Below are 24,782 nucleotides of genomic sequence, written 5' to 3' on the forward strand. Positions count from 1 at the left end.
TTATCCGCCCAGTTTTAAGACTTCTTAACTTCGGACGCCGTGTGTTCGAACCGATAAGGACATCTCGTCCCTATCATTTAAGGAGATTGACCGTGGGTCTTAATCTGAATGACAAAAAGGTCGTCGTCGAAGAAGTTTCCGCAAAAGTAGCAACTGCGCAAACCATCGTCGTGGCTGAGTACCGTGGCATCCAGGTTAGTCACTTGACCAAGCTCCGTGCAACCGCACGTGCCCAGGGCGTGTACCTGCGTGTTCTGAAGAACACGCTGGCTCGTCGCTCTGTCGAAGGCACGCAGTTTGCCTCGCTGGCTGATTCCATGACCGGTCCGCTGATCTACTCGATCTCGGACGACGCCGTTGCTGCAGCAAAAGTCATCAATGACTTCGCTAAAACCAACGACAAGCTGGTCATCAAAGCCGGTAACTACGCAGGTAAGCAGCTCGACGTAGCTGGTGTTACCGCGTTGGCAAGCATCCCATCCCGTGAAGTCCTCATCTCGCAGCTGTTGGGCGTCATGCTGGCTCCGGTGTCGGGCTTTGCACGTGGTCTGGCTGCACTGGCAGCGAAAAAAGGCGAAGGTTCTTCCGAGGCAGCTCCGGCAGCCGAAGAAACCGCTGCTGCTTAATTTAAGCACAGCCTTTTTTCTCAAGTACTAACTGAACTACACACAAATCAAAACTGGAGTTTCAAATGGCAATTAGCAAAGACGATATCCTGAACGCAGTGAGCGAAATGTCCGTCATGGACCTGAACGAACTGGTCAAGGCATTCGAAGAGAAGTTCGGCGTGTCGGCAGCTGCAATGGCAGCTCCTGCAGCCGGTGGCGCAGCCGCTGGTGCAGCAGTTGAAGAGCAGACCGAATTCAACGTCGTCCTGACCGAAGTCGGCGCGAACAAGGTCGGCGTCATCAAAGCCGTCCGTGAAATCACCGGTCTGGGCCTGAAAGAAGCCAAAGACGTGGTCGATGGCGCACCGAAGACCGTGAAAGAAGCCCTGCCGAAAGCTGACGCTGAAGCCGCTAAGAAGAAGCTGGAAGAAGCTGGCGCCAAGGCCGAGCTGAAGTAATACATATGCACCGGGCACTTGATACAAGTGCCCAGCGCGGGAGTCAAAGCTTGCAAAACCTTCCGGAAGGAAGGAATTGCTGCTTTGGCTCTTTTGTCGTCCCTGCGGCAAACGTCAGAATCTAGTGGCGACAGGGAACAGGCAGTACCGTTTCAGCAGCATCGTATCACAGCAGTTTGCTTGTCCTTTTCATCTGGCGCGAAAGAGTAAGAGGCTTCAGGACTTGTGTGTGGTAGTGGCGTTCGCCACTGGCAAATCCTGAATTCTTCATCCTTTCTGTCACTCACGGAGTGTCCATGCACTACTCATTTACTGAGAAGAAGCGTATTCGCAAGTCGTTCGCGAAACGCGCCAACGTTCACAACGTTCCTTACCTGCTGGCTACCCAGCTGGAATCCTACGAGAACTTCCTGCAGGCTGATGCAGCCCCGTCGGGACGCAAGGCCGAAGGCCTGCAATCGGCCTTCTCTTCGATTTTCCCTATCGTGTCGCACAATGGTTTTGCGCGCCTCGAGTTCCTGTCGTATGTGCTGGGCGACCCTGCGTTTGACGTGAAAGAGTGCCAGCAACGTGGCCTGACCTTCGCGTCGCCGCTGCGCGCGAAGGTGCGTCTGGTGATCCTGGACAAGGAATCGCCGACCAAGCCGGTCGTCAAGGAAATGAAGGAACAAGAAGTCTATATGGGCGAGCTGCCGCTGATGACCACGAACGGTTCGTTCGTGATCAACGGCACCGAGCGCGTCATCGTGTCGCAGCTGCACCGTTCGCCTGGCGTGTTCTTCGAACACGACCGCGGCAAGACCCACTCGTCGGGCAAGCTGCTGTTCTCGGCACGCATCATCCCTTACCGCGGCTCGTGGCTCGACTTCGAGTTCGACCCGAAAGACATCCTGTTCTTCCGCGTCGACCGTCGCCGCAAGATGCCGGTCACGATCCTGCTGAAGGCCATCGGCATGACGCCGGAGCAGATCCTGGCGAACTTCTTCGTCTTCGACAACTTCACCCTGCGCAACGATGGCGGCGAACTCGAGTTCGTTTCCGAGCGTCTGCGCGGCGAAGTCGCACGTTTCGACATCGTCGACAAGTCGGGCAAGACCATCGTCACCAAGGACAAGCGTATCAACGCCAAGCACGTCCGTGACATCGAAGCTGCCGGCATCAAGTCGATCTCGGTGCCAGAAGACTACCTGCTGGGCCGCGTGCTGGCCAAGAACATCGTCGACCAGGACACCGGTGAAATCATCGCCGTGGCCAACGACGAGCTGACCGAAGAACTGCTGGGCAAGCTGCGCGACGCCAGCGTGACCGACATCCAGACCCTGTATACCAACGATCTGGACCAGGGCGGCTACATCTCGCAAACCCTGCGCACCGACGACACCGCCGACCAGACCGCCGCACGCGTGGCGATCTATCGCATGATGCGTCCTGGCGAACCGCCAACCGAAGAATCGGTCGAAGCGCTGTTCAACGGCCTGTTCTACATGCCGGAACGCTACGACCTGTCGGCTGTCGGCCGCATGAAGTTCAACCGCCGTATCGGCCGTGACGAACTGACCGGCGACATGACCATGTCGAACGAAGACATCCTGGCCGTGATCAAGATCCTGGTCGAGCTGCGCAATGGCCGCGGCGAAGTCGACGATATCGATCACCTGGGTAACCGTCGCGTCCGTTGCGTCGGCGAACTGGCTGAGAACCAGTTCCGTGCCGGCCTGGTGCGCGTCGAGCGCGCCGTCAAGGAACGCCTCGGCCAGGCCGAAGCGGACAACCTGATGCCGCACGACCTGATCAACAGCAAGCCGATCTCGGCCGCGATCCGTGAATTCTTCGGTTCGTCGCAGCTGTCGCAGTTCATGGACCAGACCAACCCGCTGTCGGAAGTCACCCACAAGCGCCGCGTCTCGGCACTGGGACCTGGCGGTCTGACTCGCGAACGTGCCGGCTTCGAGGTGCGCGACGTGCACCCGACCCACTACGGCCGCGTGTGCCCGATCGAAACGCCTGAAGGCCCGAACATCGGCCTGATCAACTCGCTGGCACTGTACGCCCGCCTGAACGAATACGGCTTCCTGGAAACCCCGTACCGCAAGGTCGACGATTCGAAAGTCACCGACAAGATCGAATACCTGTCGGCGATCGAAGAAGGCCGCTACATCATCGCCCAGGCGAACGCGGCAATCAGCGACGCAGGCCAACTGGTCGACGAACTGGTCTCGGCGCGTGAAGCCGGCGAAACGATCCTGGTCTCGCCAGAGCGCATCCAGTACATGGACGTCGCCCCAGGCCAGATCGTGTCGGTCGCAGCATCGCTGATTCCGTTCCTGGAACACGATGACGCGAACCGTGCACTGATGGGCGCCAACATGCAGCGCCAGGCCGTGCCTTGCCTGCGTCCTGAAAAGGCCGTGGTCGGCACCGGTATCGAGCGCACCGTTGCGGTCGACTCGGGCACCACCGTGCAGGCACTGCGTGGCGGTGTGGTCGACTACATCGATGCAGGTCGTGTCGTGATTCGCGTCAACGATGAAGAAGCGACGGCTGGTGAAGTCGGCGTCGACATCTACAACCTGATCAAGTACACCCGTTCGAACCAGAACACCAACATCAACCAGCGTCCGATCGTGCAGGTTGGCGACCGCGTTGCCCGTGGCGACGTGATTGCCGACGGCGCATCGACCGACCTGGGCGAGCTGGCACTGGGCCAGAACATGCTGGTGGCGTTCATGCCGTGGAACGGCCTGAACTTCGAGGATTCGATCCTGATCTCGGAAAACGTCGTCAAGGACGACCGTTACACCTCGATCCACATCGAAGAGCTGTCGGTTGTCGCTCGCGACACCAAGCTGGGCGCGGAAGAAATCACCCGCGACATCTCGAATCTGGCAGAAAACCAGCTGGCGCGCCTGGATGAATCGGGCATCGTCTACATCGGCGCCGAAGTGCAAGCCGGCGACGTGCTGGTCGGTAAGGTCACGCCAAAAGGCGAGACCCAGCTGACTCCAGAAGAGAAGCTGCTGCGCGCGATCTTCGGCGAAAAAGCGTCGGACGTGAAAGACACCTCGCTGCGCGTGCCTTCGGGCATGGTCGGCACCGTGATCGACGTCCAGGTGTTCACCCGCGAAGGCATCCAGCGCGACAAGCGCGCTCAGCAGATCATCGACGATGAACTCAAGCGCTATCGCCTGGACCTGAACGACCAGATGCGTATTGTCGAGGGCGATGCCTTCGAGCGTCTGGAGCGTATGCTGATCGGCAAGATCGTCAACGGCGGTCCGAAGAAGCTGGCCAAGGGCGCGGCAATCACTGCGGAATACCTGGCAGACCTGGACAAGTTCCACTGGTTCGACATCCGTCCGGCCGAAGACGACACCGCGAACGCGCTGGAAGCGATCAAGGAATCGATCAACGAGAAGCGTCACCAGTTCGACCTGGCCTTCGAAGAGAAGCGCAAGAAGCTGACGCAAGGCGACGAGCTGCAGCCTGGCGTGCAAAAGATGGTCAAGGTCTACCTGGCCGTCAAGCGCCGCCTGCAGTCGGGCGACAAGATGGCCGGTCGTCACGGTAACAAGGGTGTGGTCTCGCGTATCGTGCCGGTGGAAGACATGCCGTTCATGGCGGACGGTCGTCCAGCCGACGTCGTGCTGAACCCGCTGGGCGTTCCGTCGCGTATGAACGTCGGTCAGATCCTGGAAACCCACCTCGGTTGGGCAGCCAAAGGTCTGGGCTGGCGCATCGGCGAAATGCTGCAGGCGCAAGCGAAGGCGGCAGATCTGCGTCCGTTCCTGGCCAAGATCTACAACGAAACCGGCCGCAAGGAAGACCTGGACAGCTTCAGCGATGAAGAAATCCTGACCCTGTCGGCGAACCTCAAGAACGGCGTGCCGTTCGCGACCCCGGTGTTCGATGGCGCCCACGAGGAAGACATCCGCCGCATGCTGGACCTGGCCTTCCCTGACGACATCGCTGCCCACCTGGGCATGACGCCGTCGAAGAACCAGGTCACCATGTTCGACGGCCGCACCGGCGAAGCGTTCGAGCGCAAGGTTACCGTCGGCTTCATGCACATGCTCAAGCTGCACCACCTGGTCGACGACAAGATGCACGCGCGTTCGACCGGTCCGTACTCGCTGGTGACGCAGCAGCCGCTGGGCGGTAAAGCCCAGTTCGGTGGCCAGCGCTTCGGTGAGATGGAGGTGTGGGCACTGGAAGCGTACGGCGCATCGTACGTGCTGCAGGAAATGCTGACTGTGAAGTCGGATGACGTGAACGGCCGTACCAAGGTGTACGAGAACCTGGTCAAGGGCGACCACGTGATCGACGCCGGCATGCCGGAATCGTTCAACGTGCTGGTCAAGGAAATCCGTTCGCTGGGTATCGACATCGATCTCGAGCGCAACTAAGCAGGGCCAGCATGGCCGCCAGCCTTCGGGCCCGGCCTGCTGCTCTTGAATTGTCGTTCCCGCGCAGGCGGGAACCTAAGCCCGGTGGTTTGCCGGCAAACTTGGATTCCCGCCTGCGCGGGAATGACCGTTTTAAGGGTTAGCGGACCGCGCAAGCACCGGCGAAAATCGGTGAGAAGCGGCGGCAGTAGTACTCAGTACAGAATCAATCACCTTTGGAGTGATACATGAAAGCACTGCTCGATCTATTCAAGCAAGTTCAGCAAAACGAAAGTTTCGACGCCATCAAGATTGGCCTGGCGTCGCCTGAAAAAATCCGTTCGTGGTCGTTCGGCGAAGTCAAGAAGCCGGAAACCATCAACTACCGTACGTTCAAGCCTGAGCGTGACGGCCTGTTCTGCGCCAAGATCTTTGGCCCGATCAAGGACTACGAATGCCTGTGCGGCAAGTACAAGCGCCTGAAGCACCGCGGTGTGATCTGCGAGAAGTGCGGCGTTGAAGTGACCCTGGCCAAGGTGCGTCGTGAGCGCATGGGCCACATCGAACTGGCGTCGCCAGTTGCGCACATCTGGTTCCTGAAATCGCTGCCGTCGCGTCTGGGCATGGTCCTGGACATGACCCTGCGGGACATCGAACGCGTGCTGTACTTCGAAGCATACGTGGTAACCGATCCTGGCATGACCCCGCTCAAGAAGAGCCAGATCATGTCGGAAGACGACTACGCCGCCAAGTACGAAGAGTACGGCGACGACTTCACCGCATTCATGGGCGCCGAAGGCATCCGTGAACTGCTGCGCTCGATCGACATCCACCGCGATGCCGAAGCCCTGCGCGTCGAGCTGAAAGAGTCGAAATCCGAAGCCAAGATCAAGAAATACGCCAAGCGCCTGAAAGTGCTCGAGGCGTTCCAGCGTTCGGGCATCAAGCCTGAGTGGATGATCATGGAAGTTCTGCCGGTCCTGCCGCCAGAGCTGCGTCCGCTCGTCCCTCTGGACGGTGGCCGTTTCGCCACGTCCGACCTGAACGACCTGTATCGCCGCGTCATCAACCGTAATAACCGCCTGAAGCGCCTGATGGAACTGCGCGCTCCGGAAATCATTACGCGTAACGAAAAGCGCATGCTGCAGGAAGCAGTGGACTCGCTGCTGGACAACGGCCGTCGCGGTAAAGCGATGACCGGCGCCAACAAGCGTCCGCTGAAGTCGCTGGCTGAAATGATCAAGGGTAAAGGCGGTCGTTTCCGTCAGAACTTGCTGGGTAAGCGCGTCGACTACTCGGGCCGTTCGGTCATCGTGGTGGGTCCACAGCTGAAACTGCACCAGTGCGGTCTGCCGAAGCTGATGGCCCTGGAACTGTTCAAACCGTTCATCTTCAACAAGCTGGAACTGATGGGTCTCGCGACCACCATCAAGGCGGCGAAGAAGCTGGTCGAAGTGCAAGAGCCAGTGGTCTGGGACATCCTGGAAGAAGTCATCAAAGAACACCCGATCATGCTGAACCGTGCGCCTACGCTGCACCGTCTCGGTATCCAGGCGTTCGAGCCAGTCCTGATCGAAGGTAAAGCAATCCAGCTGCACCCGCTGGTCTGCGCGGCGTTCAACGCCGACTTCGACGGTGACCAGATGGCAGTCCACGTCCCGCTGTCGATCGAAGCGCAGATGGAAGCACGTACGCTGATGCTGGCGTCGAACAACATCCTGTTCCCATCGAACGGCGAACCGTCGATCGTGCCGTCCCAGGATATCGTGCTGGGTCTGTACTACGCATCGCGCGAGGCGATCAACGCCAAGGGCGAGGGCATGATGTTCCCGGACGTGTCGGAAGTCATCCGCGCGTACGATAACAAGGAAGTCGAACTGGCGACCCGCATCACCGTGCGTATCGTGGAATTCCCACGCAACGCCGAAGGCGGCTTCGACCAGACCCTGACCCGCTACGAGACCACGGTCGGCCGTGCGATCCTGTCCGAGATCCTGCCGAAAGGCCTGCCATTCTCGGTGCTGAATCGTTCGCTGAAGAAGAAGGAAATCTCGAAGCTGATCAACACGTCGTTCCGCAAGTGCGGCCTGCGTGCGACCGTCGTCTTCGCCGACAAGCTGATGCAGTCGGGCTTCCGCCTGGCAACGCGCGCCGGTATCTCGATCGCTGTCGACGACATGCTGATCCCGGACGTCAAGAAGGGCATGATCGCGACCGCCGAAGCCGAAGTGAAACAGATCGAGCAGCAGTACAGCTCGGGTCTGGTCACCGCCGGCGAGCGTTACAACAAGGTCGTCGACATCTGGGGCAAGACCTCGGATGAAGTCGGCAAGGCGATGATGGACCAGCTGAAAATCGAGCCGGTCACCAAGCGCGACGGCACCGAAGGCACCCAGGAATCGTTCAACGCGATTTACATGATGGCCGACTCGGGCGCCCGTGGTTCGGCAGCCCAGATTCGCCAGCTGGCGGGTATGCGTGGTCTGATGGCGAAACCGGACGGTTCGATTATCGAAACGCCGATTACCGCGAACTTCCGCGAAGGCCTGAACGTTCTGCAGTACTTCATCTCGACCCACGGCGCTCGTAAAGGTCTGGCGGATACGGCACTGAAGACCGCGAACTCGGGTTACCTGACCCGTCGTCTGGTGGACGTGACGCAAGATCTGGTGGTGATCGAAGACGATTGCGGCACCAACAACGGCACGCACATGAAGGCGCTGGTCGAAGGTGGTGAAGTCATCGAAGCCCTGCGCGACCGTATCCTCGGCCGTGTGACCGGCACCGATGTCGTCAATCCTGAAACCCAGGAAACCCTGTACGAAGCCGGCACCCTGCTGGACGAAGACATGGTCGAAGAGATCGAACGCGTCGGCATCGACGAAGTCAAGGTCCGCACCCCGCTGAACTGCGACACGCGCTTCGGCCTGTGCGCCAAGTGCTACGGTCGCGATCTGGGCCGCGGTAGCCTGGTCAACAGCGGCGAAGCAGTCGGTGTGGTCGCTGCACAGTCGATCGGTGAGCCGGGTACCCAGCTGACCATGCGTACCTTCCACATCGGTGGTGCGGCATCGCGTGCAGCAGTGGCATCGTCGGTCGAAGCCAAGTCGAACGGTACGGTTCGCTTCACCGCGACCATGCGTTACGTCACCAACGGTAAAGGCGCGCAAATCGTCATTACCCGTTCGGGCGAAGTGCTGATCACCGACGACCACGGCCGTGAGCGCGAGCGTCACAAGGTGCCGTACGGCGCGACCCTGCTGGTCAAGGACGGCCAGACCGTCAAGGCTGGTATCGCCCTGGCAACCTGGGATCCGCTGACCCGTCCGATCATCACCGAGTACGCCGGTACCATCCGCTTCGAGAACGTGGAAGAGGGCGTCACCGTTGCTCGCCAGGTCGATGAAGTGACCGGTCTGTCGACCCTGGTCGCGATCGATCCGAAGCGTCGTGGTTCGGCCAGCAAGGTTGTGCGTCCGCAGGTCAAGCTGCTGAACGAAGAAGGCCAGGAAGTGAAGATCGCCGGCACCGAACACGCCGTGACGATCGGTTTCCAGGTCGGCGCGCTGATCATGGTCAAGGACGGTCAGCAAGCAACCGTTGGTGAAGTGCTGGCACGTATCCCGACCGAATCGCAGAAGACTCGCGACATTACCGGTGGTCTGCCGCGCGTTGCCGAACTGTTCGAAGCACGTTCGCCGAAAGACGCGGGCATGCTGGCTGAAGTGACCGGTACCGTGGCGTTCGGTAAAGAGACCAAGGGCAAGCAACGCCTTGAGATCACCGACATGGACGGCAACAAGCACGAGTTCCTGATCACCAAGGACAAGCAAGTGCTGGTCCACGACGGTCAAGTCGTGAACAAGGGCGAGATGATCGTGGACGGCCCGGCCGATCCGCAAGACATCCTGCGCCTCTTGGGTATCGAAGCGCTGGCTCGCTACATCGTGGACGAAGTGCAGGACGTGTACCGTCTGCAAGGCGTGAAGATCAACGACAAGCACATCGAGGTGATCGTTCGCCAGATGCTGCGTCGTGTTCAGATCACCGAAGCAGGCGACACCGACTACATCGTCGGCGAGCAGGTGGAACGTTCGGAACTGCTGGACGCGAACGACCGCGTGAACGCCGTCGGCAAGCTGCCGGCACAGTATGAAAACGTGCTGCTGGGTATTACCAAGGCATCGCTGTCGACCGATTCGTTCATCTCGGCCGCATCGTTCCAGGAAACCACCCGCGTGCTGACCGAAGCGGCGATTATGGGCAAGCGCGACGGTCTGCGCGGCCTGAAAGAGAACGTCATCGTCGGCCGCCTGATCCCTGGCGGTACCGGTCTGGCATTCCACCGCGCCCGCAAAGAGAAGGAAGTGTGGGAAGCGGAAGAGCGTCAGGCACTGCTGCAGCAAGAGAAAGCCAATATGGCTGCCGAGCTGCAAGCGATGGAAGACCAGCAAACTGCATCGGCTTCGGCTGAGCAGCATAACGACGGCGAGTGATCGCGTAAGTTGTTAGTGAAGACGGCACCCTGAGGGGTGCCGTTTTTTTTGTCCGATGAATTCGCGGCGTCGGTCACGATTACCTACGTCGATGCCAGAGATGGCCTGAGGCTGGTCCGCCTATGACAAGTGCGAATGCACCATAGGCGTGCAGGTAGTAGCTACTGCCTTGTGATTGTGAGACGCATTCTACAAAGCAGGCATCTGGTCGAAGCGCTCGAAGATATTCAGCAAATGCTTCCACCGATGCTCTTCCCGGTGACGAGATCGAAGCCGAAGTTGCAGACGTAGTCGCCATCCTTGCTGCGCGTGCACGAGAGATTCTCGTTATCTCTGGCGCGAAATCGCGTCCCACTTCCTTCGGTGCAAGCATCATGTTTGTCTGGCCCAATCGCATCGAAGATCTGCTGGGCCGCTTCTCCTTCAATAGAGAACGCAATCTTCTTGTCGTTCGCCTTGGGGGGAATGGGATCTCCAAGTCCGCCACCATACAGCCAGTACGAGACCGTTGCGGGCTTATATGGTCCGAGATTGTCGCTGGCGATAGCAACGGGCGGGGTCAACAGGATAAATAAAAGATGCAAGAGTAGAATGTTCATCGCCTGCCTCAAGCTAGCCCAACATGAAAATGGTCGTCGTGCCCACGGCTGGGCCGGACGCCAGTGATGGACGCGTCATTGAAAAGTATCCCTTGAACGTAAGGGTGGCGCAGGAATAGCCCAATCAAGACAGCGGTTGCTGCTTGATCATATTGCGGATCACCGATGCTGCATCCAACTTCACGACTGTCTTTTCGGATTGTGCGGACATCTACTTGAAGCCCATCTCGATGTGAACGATGAGGCTGGAATTCCTGGACGCGGTCAGGTCTGACATCCGGACACGACCTCAGCTGTATCCTGTGGTTCTTGTTGCGATCGCGAGTGGATGGAGATAAGTCAGGACGGTTTGCGCCTGTGCAAGAAATAGCCTCCGATGAGTCCAGAGACAACAAGTCCGCATGCCGCATACGCTTGCAGGTAGTAACCGTTGCCCTGTTCCAATCGCAGATACGGCCCAACGTCAGGCGAGTGTATTTCCAGGAATAGACCGGTAAACCAGATCGCCGCCGGCGCAAAGCAAATCGCGCCGAGCCATGGCCTGAAGCGAGCGGTGAAGAGGCATAGAAGCGCTGCGGCCAAACCCACCTGCCAAAAAAGGACAGCACTAGGCTCCTTATCGCTTACTTCAGCTTGTAGAACTGCGGGATAGAAAAGGCAGGCGAGCGCTAGTATTGCACGGTGAGAATGACATAGCATTCCGGAAGTCCTCCGAGCTCCTGCTTGAGGCGCTCAACAAACCTGTCGATATACTGGACTAGATCGATGCAGCCTGCACTGCCCGCCACGGCACCCCCATGGATGAAGAAGCCTCCTCGACCATGTGTCTGCGTATGCGGATATGGATGGATTGTAAGTCGAAAATTACCCCAAGCTCCTCGAGGTGAATGAAGAGCGCTCTTGATCCAGTTGTTTTCCCATAGTTGGGATGGCTGGATCCAGTATTGACCAGCAGGGATAGGGCCGTGGAAAGGAATGCGTTGCCGCTCTGTCGAGTAGTCGAAGTGTCCTCTCCCGTTCGGCTTTCCTGACGCTGCGGGGAAGACCAATGACGCTTTGGTTCCGAAGGCGTGTAGCGTTTTTCCATCAAATCTCAACGAAATGCTTGATTTTGCACACGCTGGCGAGCGCGGGAATCCTCTTTCCTCAGCATATCTTGCCATCATCCGCATCCTCGATAGATCGGCTTGAGCATGTGCTTGCCGCCAATGGATGATTGGTCATTCTGCGAAGGTCTAATTTATTCCTACTCAAGTTAACAGAAGATGCTCGCCAGTGAACGGCAACGTTCAATGGTGGGTGGAGGGCCAGAGCAGGTTCGATCCTTCAGGTTACGAAGCAGCCAGCATAACTGTATGTCCGACCGTCAGTCTTGGGCTAGCCCTAAGCGCACTCCGCATGAGATACCGGCGCAGCATAGATCTGCGAACCAGGTGACCAAGCAGTCGATAGCGCATGCCGTTATCGATCAAGCGAGGACGATAGAGACCGAACCGCGTCAACGCGTGATAGGCCAGCGTCGTCGCATGCCACTCCTTGTGGAAGTCGGCCACGGGTTCGTGCCAGATGTCGGTCTTGCTGAAACCTTCACTGCGGGCCAGATTGGTCAGCGCACGGTCAGTCCAGCGCGTGACATGATGCGGCGGCATATTGAGCGGAGAGTTCGGTGCGATCGCCAGGAAGCTGTCCTGGGCTGGCACGGCGATCAGCAGGGTGCCGCCGGGCTTGAGCGCTTGGACGCAGGCGTGGAAGAACTGCTTGGGATGCTCCACATGTTCCAGTACCTGGAACGCGCACACGACATCGTAGCGGCGACTTGCGGCAACATGCTCCTCGACCGGCTGTTTCCTGACGTCCAGCCCGGCAGCACGCGCCTTTTGTACGGCCTCGTCATTGAACTCGAGCCCGGTGTACCGGATCGATTGCGGCAACCAGCGCCGGAATGCTCCCTTTCCACAGCCGACTTCGAGGACCGAACTATCCTGATGAATCAGCTTCGCCGCATGGGCGTATTCCGGTTTGTCGTCCTGGTAGTACCAGTCCTGTGTCTGCAGCTGCTCGTAGAAGAAACCATCACCCACACAGGCTGGATCGAAAAAGCCCAGTTCGCAGTGGTTGCAGTGGCATAAGGTGACGCTGTCGCCATGAAGATAGGCACTGACGTCGATGCCTTTCTGGCGATAGCTGCGGATCAGGTCCTTCCGATCGACTGAGTCGACGGCCTTGGTATCATCGGCATGGCATGCTGGACAAATGCGCTCAGGCATAACGTCCTCTCATGGCGGAGTCCTGATCGGTCAAGTGGCGTTGCTGGTCAGCGTAGCAAGCGGTGGTTGTGCCAATCTGCCCCTCCTCAAACGTGCGCACTTGCATTCCAACGTGCGCCGTAGTCGATCGCATCCAATAATCGTTGCTCCACGTAACTCCTGTATCCCGGCAGCACTGGCTTAAGTTCGAACAGAACCTCTGTCGGCAGGCATACCCAAGTCAGCAGGACGCCCCAATGCATGGGATTGTTCTACACTGGGTTGGCTTTTTACTATCCCTGTAGTTCTTCGAAGGAGCAAACAATGAAAATGCGATGGATGAGCGCCGTACTGCTGAGCGCCGTATGCGCTACGGCCAGTGCCGCCGACAATACCGTGACTCTCAAGCTGGCCACCGACAAAGGCGATGGCGCCACCGTTGGCACCGTGACGCTCAACGAAACCAAGTTCGGCGTCGTGTTCACGCCCGACCTCAAGGACCTGACGCCCGGCCTGCACGGCTTCCACATCCACGCCAACGGCAGCTGCGCGCCGAACCAGGCTGACGGCAAGACCGTCCCGGCCGGCGCGGCGGGCGGCCACCTCGACCCTGCCAAGACGGGCAAACACGGCACCCCATGGGGCGACGGCCACCTGGGTGACCTGCCTGCGCTGACCGTCGACGCCAAGGGCGCCGCCACCAACCCGGTCCTGGCCCCACGCCTGAAGATGTCGGACATCAAAGGCAAGGCCCTGATGGTCCACGTCGGCGGCGACAACCACTCCGATCACCCGGCGCCGCTGGGTGGCGGAGGCGGCCGCATGGCTTGCGGCGTGATCCAGTAAGCTTCGACGCTCACTGAAAGCGGATGGCAGCGCAAGGCACGCCGTCCGCGATCAATCCACGCGCAACTGCCCGCGCAGCCACACCAGGCTCGACGCGGCGTAGTTCATCACCGAGATATGCCCATCGTCCGGCCGCTGCCACAGCTCGGCCGAACGGCAGTGACGCGCCAGCCATTCGCTGTGCGAGGCCGGCACCACGAGATCCTGCATCCCGTGCACGAACAGCGTCGGACAGGCGATGCGCGTGCAATCGAATCCCCACGGCGTCACATAGGCGATATCGTCGTCGATCAAGCCGTCCGGCCCCTTGGCCACCGCAGGTCCCACCACGCTGTCGAACCATGACCACGGCCCCGCCAGCGCGTCCCAGTCTTCAAGTGTGAACATCTCCCGGTCGAACGCGAGCCCGAGCGCCTCATGATATGCCTTGGCCGCGCGCCCCTGCGCCGCCGCACGCAGCGCTGCCACCCCGTATGCGCCCATGCCTTTGAACCAGTCGAGTCCCCGTGCATCGGGCGGCGCCAGGCCCGCAATGCTGACCGCGCCCACCACCCGCTCCGGCAGCAGGGCGGCGCAAGCCAGCGCATGCGGCCCGCCACCCGAATGCCCCATCACCGCGAAGCGCCGGATGCCCAGCCGGTCGGCGATGCGCTCGACGTCGAAGGCCGCCGAGGCGACGTCCCGCCCGCTGCGTTCCGACGAGCCGCCATAGGCCGGGCGGTCGTAGCCGATCCAGCGTATGTGCAGCTGCGCCGCGAGGGCGAACAGCGGCTCGGGCGGGCGACCGATGTTCGGCGTGCCGTGGTGCCAGAACACGGCCAGCTCCTGCTCGCCGGGTGGCGCCAGGTCGTAGAAGTGCAGCGTGCGCCCGTCGCCGAGCACCAGGTCTTCTTCCCGCATCGTTCGCCTCTCTCGTCAGTGGATCGAAAAATCGTTGGCCCAAACGCGTCGTTCCCGCGGAGGCGGGAACCTAAGTTTCTCGCGTTACGAAGACGCTGGCAAACTTGGGTTCCCGCCTTCGCGGGAACGACGTGGTGGTGCTGACTAAACTTGAGGCTTGGCGGGTGCGATTACTTCGCCGCGCGCGCTTTACCGAACGGATCGCCTTCCTTCCACGCCGGCATCTTCGGCGCGTCGGCCACTGCGCGGCCCAGGTTCAGCGTGTACTGCGCCTGCTGCACCATGCCCGACAGGTCCCAGCTCGGATCGTATTCATCCGACGCTTGATGGTACTTGTCGCGGTATGTCGCGGCCTTGGCGTTGTTGGCTTCGACGTCCTTCACCCAGCTGCGGCCCGCGCCCACCGAGAAGGCCGGCACGCCGGCCTTGGCGAAGCTGAAGTGGTCGCTGCGGAAGTAACCGCCGGCCAGGTCGGGCTTGGCTGGCGCAACGGTCAGGCCCATGGCCTGGGCGGTGGCGGCGGCCATCGCACCGAGTTCGGTGCGCTCGCTGCCCGGCACGCTGACGTCCTTTACCAGGCCCACCCAGTTCAGGCTGTCCAGGTTCAGGTTGGCGGCGGTCTTCGCGATCGGCCACAGCGGCTTGGCGACGTAGGCGGCGCTACCCAGCAGGCCTTGCTCTTCTGCGGCTACCCACAGGAACATCTGGCTGCGCTTGGCCGGGTGCTTGACGGCTTGCTCGGCCATCGCCAGCAGCGCGCCGGTGCCCGACGCGTTGTCGACGGCGCCGTTGAAGATGGTGTCGCCCTCGGTACCCTGCTTGCCCATGTGGTCCCAGTGCGCGCTGTAGATCACCACTTCGTCCTTGAGTTTCGGATCGGTGCCCGGCACCACGCCGGCCACGTTGAACTCTTCGAGCTTGCGTACTTCTGCGCGCGCGGTGCCTTTCAGGCGGGCCTTCAGGGTCACCGGCTTGAAGTTCTTGTCTTCGGCGGCGGCGCGCAGCTTATCGAGGTCCTGGCCGGCGGCGGCGAACACCTTGCGTGCGGTGTCATCGGTCATCCAGCCCTGCAGGCCGGTGCCCACTTTGCCTTCGGTGAGCTGGAAGCGCTCGGCGTTGGCCCAGCTGTTCTGCACCACGCTCCAGCCGTACGAGGCCGATTTGTCGGTGTGGATCAGGATGGCGCCGGCCGCACCCTGGCGCGCCGCTTCCTCGAATTTATAGGTCCAGCGGCCGTAGTAGGTCAGGCCTTCGCCGTTGAAGCGATTCGGTTCCGCTGCGGTCGGCAGTGGGTCGTTCACCATCATCACCAGCACCTTGCCCTTCAGGTTCATGCCCTTGAAGTCGTTCCAGCCGCCTTCTTCTGGCGCCACGGTGCCGTAGCCGACGAAGACCAGGTCGGCGTCCAGCTTGTGATCTGCCTTGCCGTCGCCCGGGCCCCAGACCCAGTCAGCGCCGAACTGCAGCGGCAGCGCCTTGCCGCCGGCGGTGATCGCGATGTCGCTCTTGGCCGGCAGCGAACGCACGCCGGCGATCTTGACCGCCTGGCGGAAGCTGTTGCCGTTGGCCGGTTTCAGGCCAGCGGCCTTCGCCTGCGCCTCGAGGTAGGCGACGGTCAGCTCGCCGCCGCGCTGGCCGGTGCCGCGGCCTTCCATGGCGTCGGCGGACAGGTGGGCCAGGTGCGCGCGCAGCGGCGCTTCCTGGACGGTTTGCGCATGGGCCGGATAGGCCAGCGCCAGGCTGCCGGCGAGCGCGGTAAGGACGAGGGAAGAGACGATCTTGTACATAAAATCCTGCGACTTGAGTTGATCGGGAAGGGCACGTTCGTGGCGTGCGCGGAACATTCTATGACAAGTTCTCAATAAAATCGCAGGATATCGGTCGACATCGTCATTCCCGATTGCTCCCGTAAATACGGGGCGCCTTCCTCGCGCGCAGGTAGAAGATGCTGCGGCAGGCCGGGCATGCGCTCCTGCACGGTGATCGCGAAAATCTCCTCGGGCGCGCTCTCGATCTCGAAGTGCAGCACGCGGTCTTCCATTCCGTACAGCGACAGCAGCCATGGCGCCTCCTTGGACGTCAACGGCACGCCGTCGAGCCGCGAGCGCAGCGCCTTGGCGCCCGACATGCGCAGCTCGATGTGCGGCGCGCGGTTTTTTGAACGCACCGTGAACGTGGCGCGCCGCACCTTGCCGACGGTGTTGCGCAGGGCGAAGCATTCGGGGAAGGCGACCGCATCGTCGCGCGGCGCTTCGGCATACCATTGGCGCGGGCTGTTCCAGCCGAAGACTTCGACGAAGATGGTCGGCTGGCGGCCGGGGAACAGCTGGCGGATCCAGTCGCCCTGTGCCTGCTCCGGCAGCAGCCAGTATGCGCGCCAGGTGTTCGCATCCTTGTAATAGACCAGGCGTTCGAGGCCATCGGATGCGGGCGGCGGCGCGGCGCGCGGCGCCGCCTGTCCCGGCAGGGCGAAACAGCTTGCGGCCAGCAGCGCCAGCATGGCCGCGACGGCCGGCGCGATGGACAGTACCAGCAACAGGCTGGCGAAGCACAGCATCGGCAACGCCATCAGCATCGGCGGCAGGTACATATGGTGCGGCGCGAGCAGAAGCCAGGCATCGCGCAGCGCCGGCGGCAACAATGCTGCGGCCGGCGCCAGCCCGGCCACCAGTATCAGCAGTCGCAAAGCGAAAGCCTGGCGCCCGCCCCAGCGCGACTGCAGGATGAGCAAGGCGGCCAGCGCCGCTGCCAGCGGCCAGGCCAGCACGTAGGCGGCGCCGGGCAGAAAGAAGACGACCAGCAGCAGCACCAGCGCAGGCCAGGCCAGCGCGCCGAGCACCATCGCCGCAGCGCCGACGCAGCGGCGCAGCAGATACAGCCCGGCGACGAAGACGCAGGCCGCGACCACCATCACCACCAGCGGCAGGCGGTGCTCGCCCGCAAGGCCGGCGGCGGCGATCTCTTCGCGCCAGGTCCAGCTGCCGACGCGCACCACGAGCAGCAGGAAGCAGACGCCAAACATGCCTTGCGCCGCCTCGGTCGCGCCGTCCGCGCCGAACAGGCGGCGCCAGGCGAAGCCCAGCATCAGGCAGGACAGGATCGTGGGTACCCAGGCGAGCCAGGCCGGGTGCTGCACCAAGCCCACGATGGGCAGCGAAAAATAGGCGGCCGCCGTCTGCGCCCCACGCGTCAGCGGCGTGTTGCCATAGGCTTGCGCCAGGCGCAGCATCGCATCGCCCAACTGCCGCGGGTTTCCCTCGCCGCCGGCGAACAGCAGCACCGGCGTATCGAGCGCCGCCAGCGGACCGACGTGCGGCGCGTCGTTCAGCATGCGCGCCAGGGTCGTCTCGAGCGAGGAGCCGCGCAGCTCGGGCGCGGCGCGCATCCAGCCGGCCAGCGCGGCGCCGCCCGCGCCGCTGGTTTCAAGCATGCGCAGCCCGGCATCGCCGGAAGGATCGAACTTGAGCGCCAGGCCGATGTTGGGGGCCAGCGGATGCTGTTCAACGAAGCCCTTGGCGCCCAGCGCGCCGACGTGGTGACCGTCGGCGAACAGCAGCACGACGTCGTTGGCGGGCGGCGCGGCGCGCAGCGAGCGCGCCGTTTCGAGCAGGGCTGCCATGGTGGTGGCGCCGCCCACCGCGTCGTGCACGGCGTTGCCGCTGTCGTAGTGCGCCGTGAGCAGCAGTGCCGGGCGGCGGCCCGCATCCGGCGCGCTGCCGGGAATCCTGGCGACGACGTTGTGGACGACGCCGACCGTGTTGTGGATGGCGCCAAAATAGTAGACGACCGACTTGCGCACCGTGGCGCGCTGCACCGCCGGCGCCAGCCCCATCGCCCGCAGTTCCGACAGCAGATAGGCGCGCGCCTGGGCATTGCCCTCGGTCGCGATCGAACGCGGAGTGGCCGCCAGCACCCGCATATGCTCCTGCACGCGGGCGTTCCAGCTGCCGGCCGCGGTCTCTATCTTCGGTTCGGGCGCGGGCGGCTGCGTCAAGGCCATCCAGCCCAGGATGGCCAGCACGGCCAGTCCCAGGCAGCCGGCAAGGGCGTGCATGAACCCGGTGAGACGTATCGCCGGTATCGGTGCGCTTTCTGCATCCATGTGTTCTCTCTCCATTGTTGTTGTGATCGAATGCGTGCCCGTGCCGGCGTCTATGCACCAGTCATAGGGGCGAAAAAAAGCCCGCCGGATGAAGATTGGCGGGCTCAAGAGGGGAAGACGGTCTTACTCGAGTGTCCAGACATAGGCGAGCTGTGCCCACCCGGATTCGGCTGTGCCGCCGTTCATCGCCGGCTGGAATTTGCACATGCTCAGGGCATGCACGGCGGCGCGATCGAGCTCACGCGAGCCGCTGGAAGACTGGATGCGGGAGTCCTGCACCCGGCCATCGGTCCCGACCAGCAGCGCCAAGGTCACGGTCCCGGTCTCGCCATTGCGCGCAGCGCGCACCGGATAATCGGGTTTGGCACAGCCGTTGGCGTCGGCCAGCACCGCGCTACGCATCTCGCCGCTGTTCGACGACGGCGTGGCGGCCGGCTGCGGCGGGGCTTCGGACTGGGTTTGCTGGGCCGGTTCGGGCGATGGCTCCGTGCTTGCCTCTATCGCCTGCTCGATCGGCGGCGCGGGCACCTCGACTTCCACGTCCGGCACCACGATATCGGGCGGTGCGGCCTTGGCGACGGGTTTCGGTGGTTCGGGTGGCGGGGCAGGCGGTGGCGCCTCCGGCTGGATCCACACCAGCTTGTCTTCCAGCATGGCGGGCAGCGAGAGCGACTTGGCGTTCATGGTGCTGATGACGCCCATCGCCACCAGTACGTGCAGGCCGGCCACCAGGGCGAACTTGCCGGCCTTGCCGGCACCTTGATTGATGTCAGAAAAATGCATGGCAACCTCCTTTATTCGTTCCGGCATCCCTCGGGATGGCCAGGTTTACTACCTTGGAAGAATGCATATCTACAGCTCGTTAGAATCAATATATGCTATGTCCTAGCAGAATGCAAATCCATACTCTAGTAAATTTGTTTCCAGTTGTGTGTGCGGCAACGTACCAAGCGATGCCAGCCGTAGGGTGGACGGCCCCACCGTCCACGCGTCCAGCAAAAGGAAGCGCCTCAAAAACGCCTGCCGCAGAGCACAAAAGTTCTCCGCCTTTCCATTCGCTTCCCCGCCCGTTGTATGAAATAATTCCCAACTGTGCCGTGGCTTTTCGCCCCGGCCTCGGCAGAAGCCAGACCCACGCCAGACACTGGCAAAGCACACCGGCCACGCGCCAGGAGAATCAAATTGGCAGAACAGAACAAACCCATCCGCGTCATGCTCGCGGATGATCACCCGATCGTCATGACCGGTTTCGCCATGTCGCTCGAAGCGGCCGGCATGCAGGTGGTGGGGCAGGCCAAGACTCCGAGCGAGGCGACCGCGCTGTACGCCGCCGAGCATCCCGACGTCGCGGTGCTCGACATGCGCTTCGGCACCGAGCTGACCGGCATGGACGCGGCCCAGGCCATCCTCAAGTCCGACCCGTCGGCCAAGATCGTTTTCCTGAGCCAGTTTGACCAGGACAGCCTGATCAAGGAAACCTATCGCCTCGGCGCCCATGCCTTCGTCACCAAGGATTGCGACCCGGCCGACCTGGCCACCGCGGTGCGCCACGCCCACGAGGGCAAGCTGTACTTCCTGCCGCACATCGCGTCGCGCCTGGCCAGCATGGCGGTGCGCGGCGAAGTCACGCCGCAGTCGCAGCTCGACGAGCGCGGACTGGAAATCTTCAAGCTGATGGCCGAGGGCATGACCAATGCCGAGATCGCGGAGCGCCTCGACCTGTCGACCAAGACCATCAGCAATATCAGCCAGTCGATCAAGGAAAAGCTGGGCGTGCACCGCCAGGCCAGCATCACGCTGCTGGCGGTCAAGCACGGCCTGATCGAGCCCTGACGCGATGGCCATCCTCCCGCGCCGCATGCCCCACCAGCGCAGGCGCGCGCCCGCGCTGGCGCCCTTGCTGGTCCTTGCCTTCATGCTGGCGCTGTCGGCCGGCAGCGTCCACGCCGCCCAGCAGGCGGAACGCGAACGCGAAGAAACGCAGGGCTACCGCTTCCAGATCCTGACCGGTGACGACAGCGCCGTCACCCATCGCATCGCCGACGACCTGTACAAGCGCCTGGTGCCCACCTTCGCGGCCTTTCGCACCGAGCTGGCGCAGAAGCGCCGCATGCTGTACGTGGCGATCGGCCCGACCGCGCTGCGCGACGCGCTGTCGCGCCGCTGCGATTGCGTGGTGATCTCGGCGTATACCTCAAGCCAGGTGTGGCGCACGCTTACCGCGCGCTTGCCCAAGCCGCGCCGCATGGCCATGACAGCGATCTATGCCGAGCCGGCGCCGAACGACCAGATGCGCCTGGCCGAGCTGCTGTACGGCCGCCCGGTGCGGGTCGGCGTGCTGCTCGGCCCCGACACCGCCTTCCTGAAGCCGGCGCTGACCGATGCGACCGAGATCCAGATGTATGCGCCGGGCGACGACCTGAATCACACGCTCAACAGCATGACGCGCGCCGAGACCCTGCTGGCGCTGCCCGACAGCGACATCTACAACGCCGAGAACGTGCGCAATATCCTGCTCTCGACCTACCGCCGCAAGCAGGGCGTGATCGGCTTCTCGGCCGACATGGTCAAGGTGGGCGCGCTCGCCACCACCTACTCCGAGATCGAGGAGATCAATGCCCAGGTGGCCGAGCTGGCCGCCGACTTCGTGCGCACCGGCGAACTCGATCCGCCGCAGTTCCCGCGCTACTTCCGCACCATCATCAACGAAGGGGTGGCCAGTTCGCTCGACCTGCGCGTGACCGACGGCGCCCGCAACTTCGCACGGCGCGCGCCGGCCCCGCAATGAACCTGCGTTTCTGGCGCGGCTGGGGTGTCGGACGGCGCATGGCAGTCATCACCATGCTGCCCGTGATCCTGCTGTTCACCTCCTTCGTCTGGTATTCCTGGTATGCGCACCGGGCCCAGGTGGCCGAGGAGCTGGCCGAGCGCGGACGCATCCTGGCGCGCGCGCTTGCCGAGACGTCCGAATACAACGTCATCTCGGGCAATCTGTCCGACCTGCGCCTGACCATCAACGGCCTGGTGCAGTCCGACCGCAGCATCTACAAGGTCGACGTGATCGACGGCAGCGGCCGCGCCGCGGTGCGCGTGGTGTCCGATTCGGCCAGCGACGCCCAGGCCCATTACTACGAGGCGCCGATCCGCAAGCAAGTCGTGTGGATCAACCTGTTCTCTGACAACGGCACGCCGCACGTGTCGGCATCGAGCGATTCGCGCCCGCCCACGCTCACCACCGAAGTCGTCGGCTGGGTGCGGGTGACGATGTCGCCGGCGAACATGATGGCCAAGCAGACCGACCGCTTCCAGATCGAGCTGTCGATGGCGGCGCTGGCGCTGGCCGCGAGCGGCATCCTGGCCTGGGTGCTGGCGCGCTCGCTGATCGTGCCGCTGCGCGAGGCGATCGGCACCCTGCGCCAGATCCGGGGCGGCAACTACCGCGTGCATCCACCGGTCACCACCGGCGGCGAGATCGGCGAGCTGCAGGCCTCGATCGGCGAGATGTCGCTGGCGCTGGACGAATCCAAGCGCGACCTCGAGAACAAGGTGGCCGAGCGCACGCGCGACCTGCTGGCCTCGCGCAACGAGGCGCTGCGCGCCGACGCCGACAAGCGCAAGCTGATCCAGAAGGTCAACGAGATCATCGAGGACGAGCGCAAGAGCATCGCGGTCGAGATCCACGATGAGCTCAATGCGTCGCTGATCGCGGCGCGCCTCGAGGCGCAGTCGATCGGCCTGCTGGCGGCCAAGGCGCCGCCCGGGCCCGAAGTCGACGAGATCCGGCGCAAGTCCGAAGCCATCACCAAGCTGGCGCTCGACCTGTACGCCAACGGCCGGCGCCTGGTGCGCCGCCTGCGTCCCGAGGTGCTCGACATGCTGGGCCTGCACGGCGCGGTGGAAGAGATGGTGCGCCACTACGACACCACCTCCGGCTGCCGCTTCGACCTGCACAGCGAGGGCGATTTCGCGCGCCTGTCGAACGAGCTGGCGATTTCCGCCTACCGCATCGTGCAGGAAGCCCTGTCCAACGTCATGAAGCACGCCGCCGCGCGCTCGGCCCACGTCAGCCTGCTGCTGGACGAAGGCAAGGGCATGCTGCGCATCCGCGTGGTCGACGACGGCGCCGGCTTCGACACCGCCAGTGCCTCGGAAGGCATCGGCATCATCGGCATGCGCGAGCGCGTCTATGCGCTGCAGGGCACGATCGAGGTGCGTTCCAGCCCGGGCGAAGGCACCGACGTCGCGATCGCGCTGCCGCTCAACCTGCCGGTCCATGCACCAAGCGTGCCGTCAACGATTTCCGAAGCATCAACCTCACAACGATAAGATCCATGTCCACTGAACTGCTGACGCCCTACGAGAAGGGCAACCTGAACCAGACCACCACCTGGGCCGAGTGCATCGCCTGGTACGAAGACCTCGCGCGCCGTTTCCCTTCCGTGCTGCGCTTCGAGAAGGTGGGCGTGTCGGATGCGGGCGTGCCGATCCACGCGGGCGTGGTCAGCAGCGACGGCGTGTTCGAACGCGAGGCGATCAAGCGCGCCGGCCGTCCGGTCTTCTTCAACAATAACGGCATTCACCCGGGCGAGCCGGAAGGCGTCGACGGCTGCATGGCGATCGTGCGCGACTTCTGCCTGCAGCCCGCCAAGCTCGCGGCGCTGGGCCGGACCGTGTTCCTGTTCGTCCCGCTCTATAACGTGGACGGCAGCTTCAACCGCGCCGACACCTCGCGCGTGAACCAGGACGGACCGGAGCAGTTCGGCTTCCGTGGCAACAGCCGCCACCTCGACCTGAACCGCGACTTCGTCAAGTGCGACACCCTGACCGCGCGCACGTTCAATCAGCTGTTCACGAGCTGGGATCCGGACGTGATGGTCGACACCCATACCTCCAACGGCGCCGACTACAGCTACACGATGACCCTGATCCACACCCAGGCCGACAAACTGGGCGGCGGCCTGGGCGATTTCCTGCGCGCCGAGATGCTGCCCGCGATGTACGCCGGCATGGATGCACGCGGCTGGCCGACCTGCCCCTATGTGAACCCGGTCAAGGACAGCCCGGACCACGGCATCGCCGAATTCCTCGAGACGGCGCGCTTCTCGACCGGCTACGCGGCGCTGCACCACACGATCGGCTTCATGCCCGAGACGCACATGCTCAAGCCGTTCAAGGACCGCTACGAGTCGATGGTGGCGCTGGTCGAAGTGGCGCTGGAGTTCACCGTCAAGAACGCCGACCGCATCCAGGCGCTGCGCCGCGCGGCGCGCGATCAAGGCCGCAAGCAAAGTGAATGGCCGGTGCGCTGGAAGATGGACGAAGCCAATCCGGCGAGCTTCCGTTTCAAGGGCTACGAGGCCAAGTACAAGAAGAGCGCCATCGGCGACTATACCCGCCTGTACTACGACCGCAGCAGCCCGTGGGAACGCGACATTGCCTATTACAACAGCTTCCCGGTCGACGTCGCGGTGCCGGCCCCGCAAGCCTATGTCGTGCCGCAGCAGTGGCGTGAGGCGATCGAGCGCCTGGAGTGGAATGGCGTGCGCATGGAGCGGGTCGAGGCGGATCGCGTGCAGGAAGTGACGTATTACCAGATCGGGTCGGTGACCTCGCGCCCGTCGGCCTATGAAGGCCATATGTTCCATGATGAGGTGGCGCTGGAGCGCCGTATCGGCCAGGTCCTGCTGCGCGCCGGCGACTACCTCGTGCCGCTGGACCAGGACCGGGCGCGCTATGCGGTCGAGACGCTCGAACCGCTGGCGCACGACAGCTTCTTCCGCTGGGGATTCTTCAACAGCGTGCTGGAGAAGAAAGAGCATTACTCGGATTATGTGTTCGAGGACGAGGCCGAGAAATTGCTGGCGGATGAGCCAGCGCTGGCGGCGAAGTTCGCCGAGTGGAAGGCTGCGAATCCTGGGCTGTTGACCAGCCAGGAGGCCGTGCTGGACTTCATCTATGCGAACTGCGCGCGGTATCGCGAGCCGGAGTGGAACCGCTATCCGGTGTTCATGATTGCGCGTTGATGAACCAAGCTTTCAACCGCGCCAGATGAACGTCGTCCCCGCCCTCGCCGGGCGCCTTGGCGGGGACCCAAGCCTGCTTGCGCAGCCACTTCGCTTGATAGGTAGGCGGCGCAAGCAAAACT

16 protein-coding genes are annotated in these 24,782 nt (G+C 62.6%); 9 read left to right on the plus strand and 7 right to left on the minus strand.

Annotated elements, in window-relative coordinates:
- Window positions 1-92: 92 nt before the first annotated feature.
- The 4 genes from rplJ (at window position 93) to rpoC (ending at window position 9,944) form a co-directional block, all read left to right on the plus strand.
- Window positions 93-626, plus strand: coding sequence for a 50S ribosomal protein L10 (rplJ, locus tag SOM61_RS06160; protein WP_123070149.1), 534 nt, complete (start codon window positions 93-95; stop codon window positions 624-626).
- A gap of 65 nt (window positions 627-691) precedes the next feature.
- Window positions 692-1,066: a 50S ribosomal protein L7/L12 gene (gene rplL / locus SOM61_RS06165; RefSeq protein ID WP_123070150.1), complete on the plus strand. Its 375-nt coding sequence runs from the start codon at window positions 692-694 to the stop codon at window positions 1,064-1,066.
- 296 nt (window positions 1,067-1,362) lie between these two features.
- Entirely contained in the window at window positions 1,363-5,469 is a 4,107-nt protein-coding gene (gene rpoB / locus SOM61_RS06170; protein ID WP_320473281.1) for a DNA-directed RNA polymerase subunit beta, read from the plus strand.
- 227 nt (window positions 5,470-5,696) lie between these two features.
- The gene (rpoC, locus tag SOM61_RS06175; protein ID WP_320473282.1) at window positions 5,697-9,944 is read left to right on the plus strand and encodes a DNA-directed RNA polymerase subunit beta'; all 4,248 of its coding nucleotides are present in this window, start codon (window positions 5,697-5,699) and stop codon (window positions 9,942-9,944) included.
- Between the two features lie 227 nt (window positions 9,945-10,171).
- Here rpoC and SOM61_RS06180 read toward each other — a convergent pair whose 3' ends face one another.
- From SOM61_RS06180 to SOM61_RS06190, 3 genes are all read right to left on the minus strand, one after another.
- Entirely contained in the window at window positions 10,172-10,543 is a 372-nt protein-coding gene (locus SOM61_RS06180) for a hypothetical protein (protein WP_320473283.1), read from the minus strand.
- Between the two features lie 668 nt (window positions 10,544-11,211).
- A complete protein-coding gene (locus tag SOM61_RS06185) occupies window positions 11,212-11,715 on the minus strand; it encodes a tlde1 domain-containing protein (RefSeq protein ID WP_320473284.1) in 504 nt (167 codons plus the stop codon).
- 159 nt (window positions 11,716-11,874) lie between these two features.
- A complete protein-coding gene (locus tag SOM61_RS06190; RefSeq protein WP_320473285.1) occupies window positions 11,875-12,810 on the minus strand; it encodes a class I SAM-dependent methyltransferase in 936 nt (311 codons plus the stop codon).
- Window positions 12,811-13,113: 303 nt separating this feature from the next.
- On the opposite strand from SOM61_RS06190, the gene sodC reads away from it, so the two are divergent.
- Window positions 13,114-13,635, plus strand: coding sequence for a superoxide dismutase [Cu-Zn] SodC (sodC, locus tag SOM61_RS06195; protein WP_320473286.1), 522 nt, complete (start codon window positions 13,114-13,116; stop codon window positions 13,633-13,635).
- Window positions 13,636-13,686: 51 nt separating this feature from the next.
- On the opposite strand, the gene SOM61_RS06200 is transcribed toward sodC, so the two are convergent.
- The 4 genes from SOM61_RS06200 to SOM61_RS06215 all read right to left on the minus strand — a co-directional run bounded on the left by SOM61_RS06200 (window position 13,687) and on the right by SOM61_RS06215 (window position 19,420).
- Window positions 13,687-14,535 carry an alpha/beta fold hydrolase gene (locus SOM61_RS06200; RefSeq protein ID WP_320473287.1) on the minus strand — a complete coding sequence of 283 codons (849 nt, stop codon included), beginning with the start codon at window positions 14,533-14,535 and terminating at the stop codon, window positions 13,687-13,689.
- 170 nt (window positions 14,536-14,705) lie between these two features.
- Window positions 14,706-16,322, minus strand: a complete 1,617-nt coding sequence (locus SOM61_RS06205; protein WP_320473288.1) for a M28 family peptidase — start codon at window positions 16,320-16,322, stop codon at window positions 14,706-14,708.
- A 71-nt stretch (window positions 16,323-16,393) separates the two neighbouring features.
- Window positions 16,394-18,637 (minus strand): M28 family peptidase, encoded by a 2,244-nt coding sequence (locus SOM61_RS06210; RefSeq protein ID WP_320473289.1) that lies wholly within the window; start codon window positions 18,635-18,637, stop codon window positions 16,394-16,396.
- A gap of 123 nt (window positions 18,638-18,760) precedes the next feature.
- Complete coding sequence (locus SOM61_RS06215; RefSeq protein ID WP_320473290.1) at window positions 18,761-19,420, minus strand: energy transducer TonB; 660 nt, start codon at window positions 19,418-19,420, stop codon at window positions 18,761-18,763.
- A 399-nt stretch (window positions 19,421-19,819) separates the two neighbouring features.
- Here SOM61_RS06215 and SOM61_RS06220 point away from each other — a divergent pair, with 399 nt between their 5' ends.
- From SOM61_RS06220 to SOM61_RS06235, 4 genes are read left to right on the plus strand one after another with little or no spacing between them, the layout of a single operon-like run.
- On the plus strand, window positions 19,820-20,470 hold the full coding sequence (locus tag SOM61_RS06220) for a response regulator (protein WP_123071681.1): 651 nt from the start codon (window positions 19,820-19,822) through the stop codon (window positions 20,468-20,470).
- 4 nt (window positions 20,471-20,474) lie between these two features.
- Window positions 20,475-21,425 carry a hypothetical protein gene (locus tag SOM61_RS06225; protein ID WP_320473291.1) on the plus strand — a complete coding sequence of 317 codons (951 nt, stop codon included), beginning with the start codon at window positions 20,475-20,477 and terminating at the stop codon, window positions 21,423-21,425.
- On the plus strand, window positions 21,422-22,963 hold the full coding sequence (locus SOM61_RS06230; protein ID WP_320473292.1) for a sensor histidine kinase: 1,542 nt from the start codon (window positions 21,422-21,424) through the stop codon (window positions 22,961-22,963). The genes SOM61_RS06225 and SOM61_RS06230 overlap by 4 nt, the downstream gene beginning before the upstream one ends.
- Window positions 22,964-22,968: 5 nt before the next feature.
- Window positions 22,969-24,660, plus strand: coding sequence for a M14 family zinc carboxypeptidase (locus SOM61_RS06235; RefSeq protein ID WP_320473293.1), 1,692 nt, complete (start codon window positions 22,969-22,971; stop codon window positions 24,658-24,660).
- Window positions 24,661-24,782: the final 122 nt, after the last annotated feature.

Origin of the sequence: Massilia sp. CFBP9012, assembly GCF_034045115.1 — a bacterium.
In the GTDB taxonomy this organism is placed as follows: domain Bacteria; phylum Pseudomonadota; class Gammaproteobacteria; order Burkholderiales; family Burkholderiaceae_D; genus Telluria.

Bases quoted from the DNA above. Each gene is read 5' to 3' on its own strand.
- rplL (WP_123070150.1), top strand. From the start codon at position 692: ATGGCAATTAGCAAAGACGATATCCTGAACGCAGTGAGCGAAATGTCC.
- rpoB (WP_320473281.1), top strand. From the start codon at position 1,363: ATGCACTACTCATTTACTGAGAAGAAGCGTATTCGCAAGTCGTTCGCG.
- rpoC (WP_320473282.1), top strand. From the start codon at position 5,697: ATGAAAGCACTGCTCGATCTATTCAAGCAAGTTCAGCAAAACGAAAGT.
- SOM61_RS06180 (WP_320473283.1), bottom strand. From the start codon at position 10,543: ATGAACATTCTACTCTTGCATCTTTTATTTATCCTGTTGACCCCGCCC.
- SOM61_RS06185 (WP_320473284.1), bottom strand. From the start codon at position 11,715: ATGCGGATGATGGCAAGATATGCTGAGGAAAGAGGATTCCCGCGCTCG.
- SOM61_RS06190 (WP_320473285.1), bottom strand. From the start codon at position 12,810: ATGCCTGAGCGCATTTGTCCAGCATGCCATGCCGATGATACCAAGGCC.
- sodC (WP_320473286.1), top strand. From the start codon at position 13,114: ATGAAAATGCGATGGATGAGCGCCGTACTGCTGAGCGCCGTATGCGCT.
- SOM61_RS06200 (WP_320473287.1), bottom strand. From the start codon at position 14,535: ATGCGGGAAGAAGACCTGGTGCTCGGCGACGGGCGCACGCTGCACTTC.
- SOM61_RS06205 (WP_320473288.1), bottom strand. From the start codon at position 16,322: ATGTACAAGATCGTCTCTTCCCTCGTCCTTACCGCGCTCGCCGGCAGC.
- SOM61_RS06210 (WP_320473289.1), bottom strand. From the start codon at position 18,637: ATGGATGCAGAAAGCGCACCGATACCGGCGATACGTCTCACCGGGTTC.
- SOM61_RS06215 (WP_320473290.1), bottom strand. From the start codon at position 19,420: ATGCATTTTTCTGACATCAATCAAGGTGCCGGCAAGGCCGGCAAGTTC.
- SOM61_RS06225 (WP_320473291.1), top strand. From the start codon at position 20,475: ATGGCCATCCTCCCGCGCCGCATGCCCCACCAGCGCAGGCGCGCGCCC.
- SOM61_RS06230 (WP_320473292.1), top strand. From the start codon at position 21,422: ATGAACCTGCGTTTCTGGCGCGGCTGGGGTGTCGGACGGCGCATGGCA.
- SOM61_RS06235 (WP_320473293.1), top strand. From the start codon at position 22,969: ATGTCCACTGAACTGCTGACGCCCTACGAGAAGGGCAACCTGAACCAG.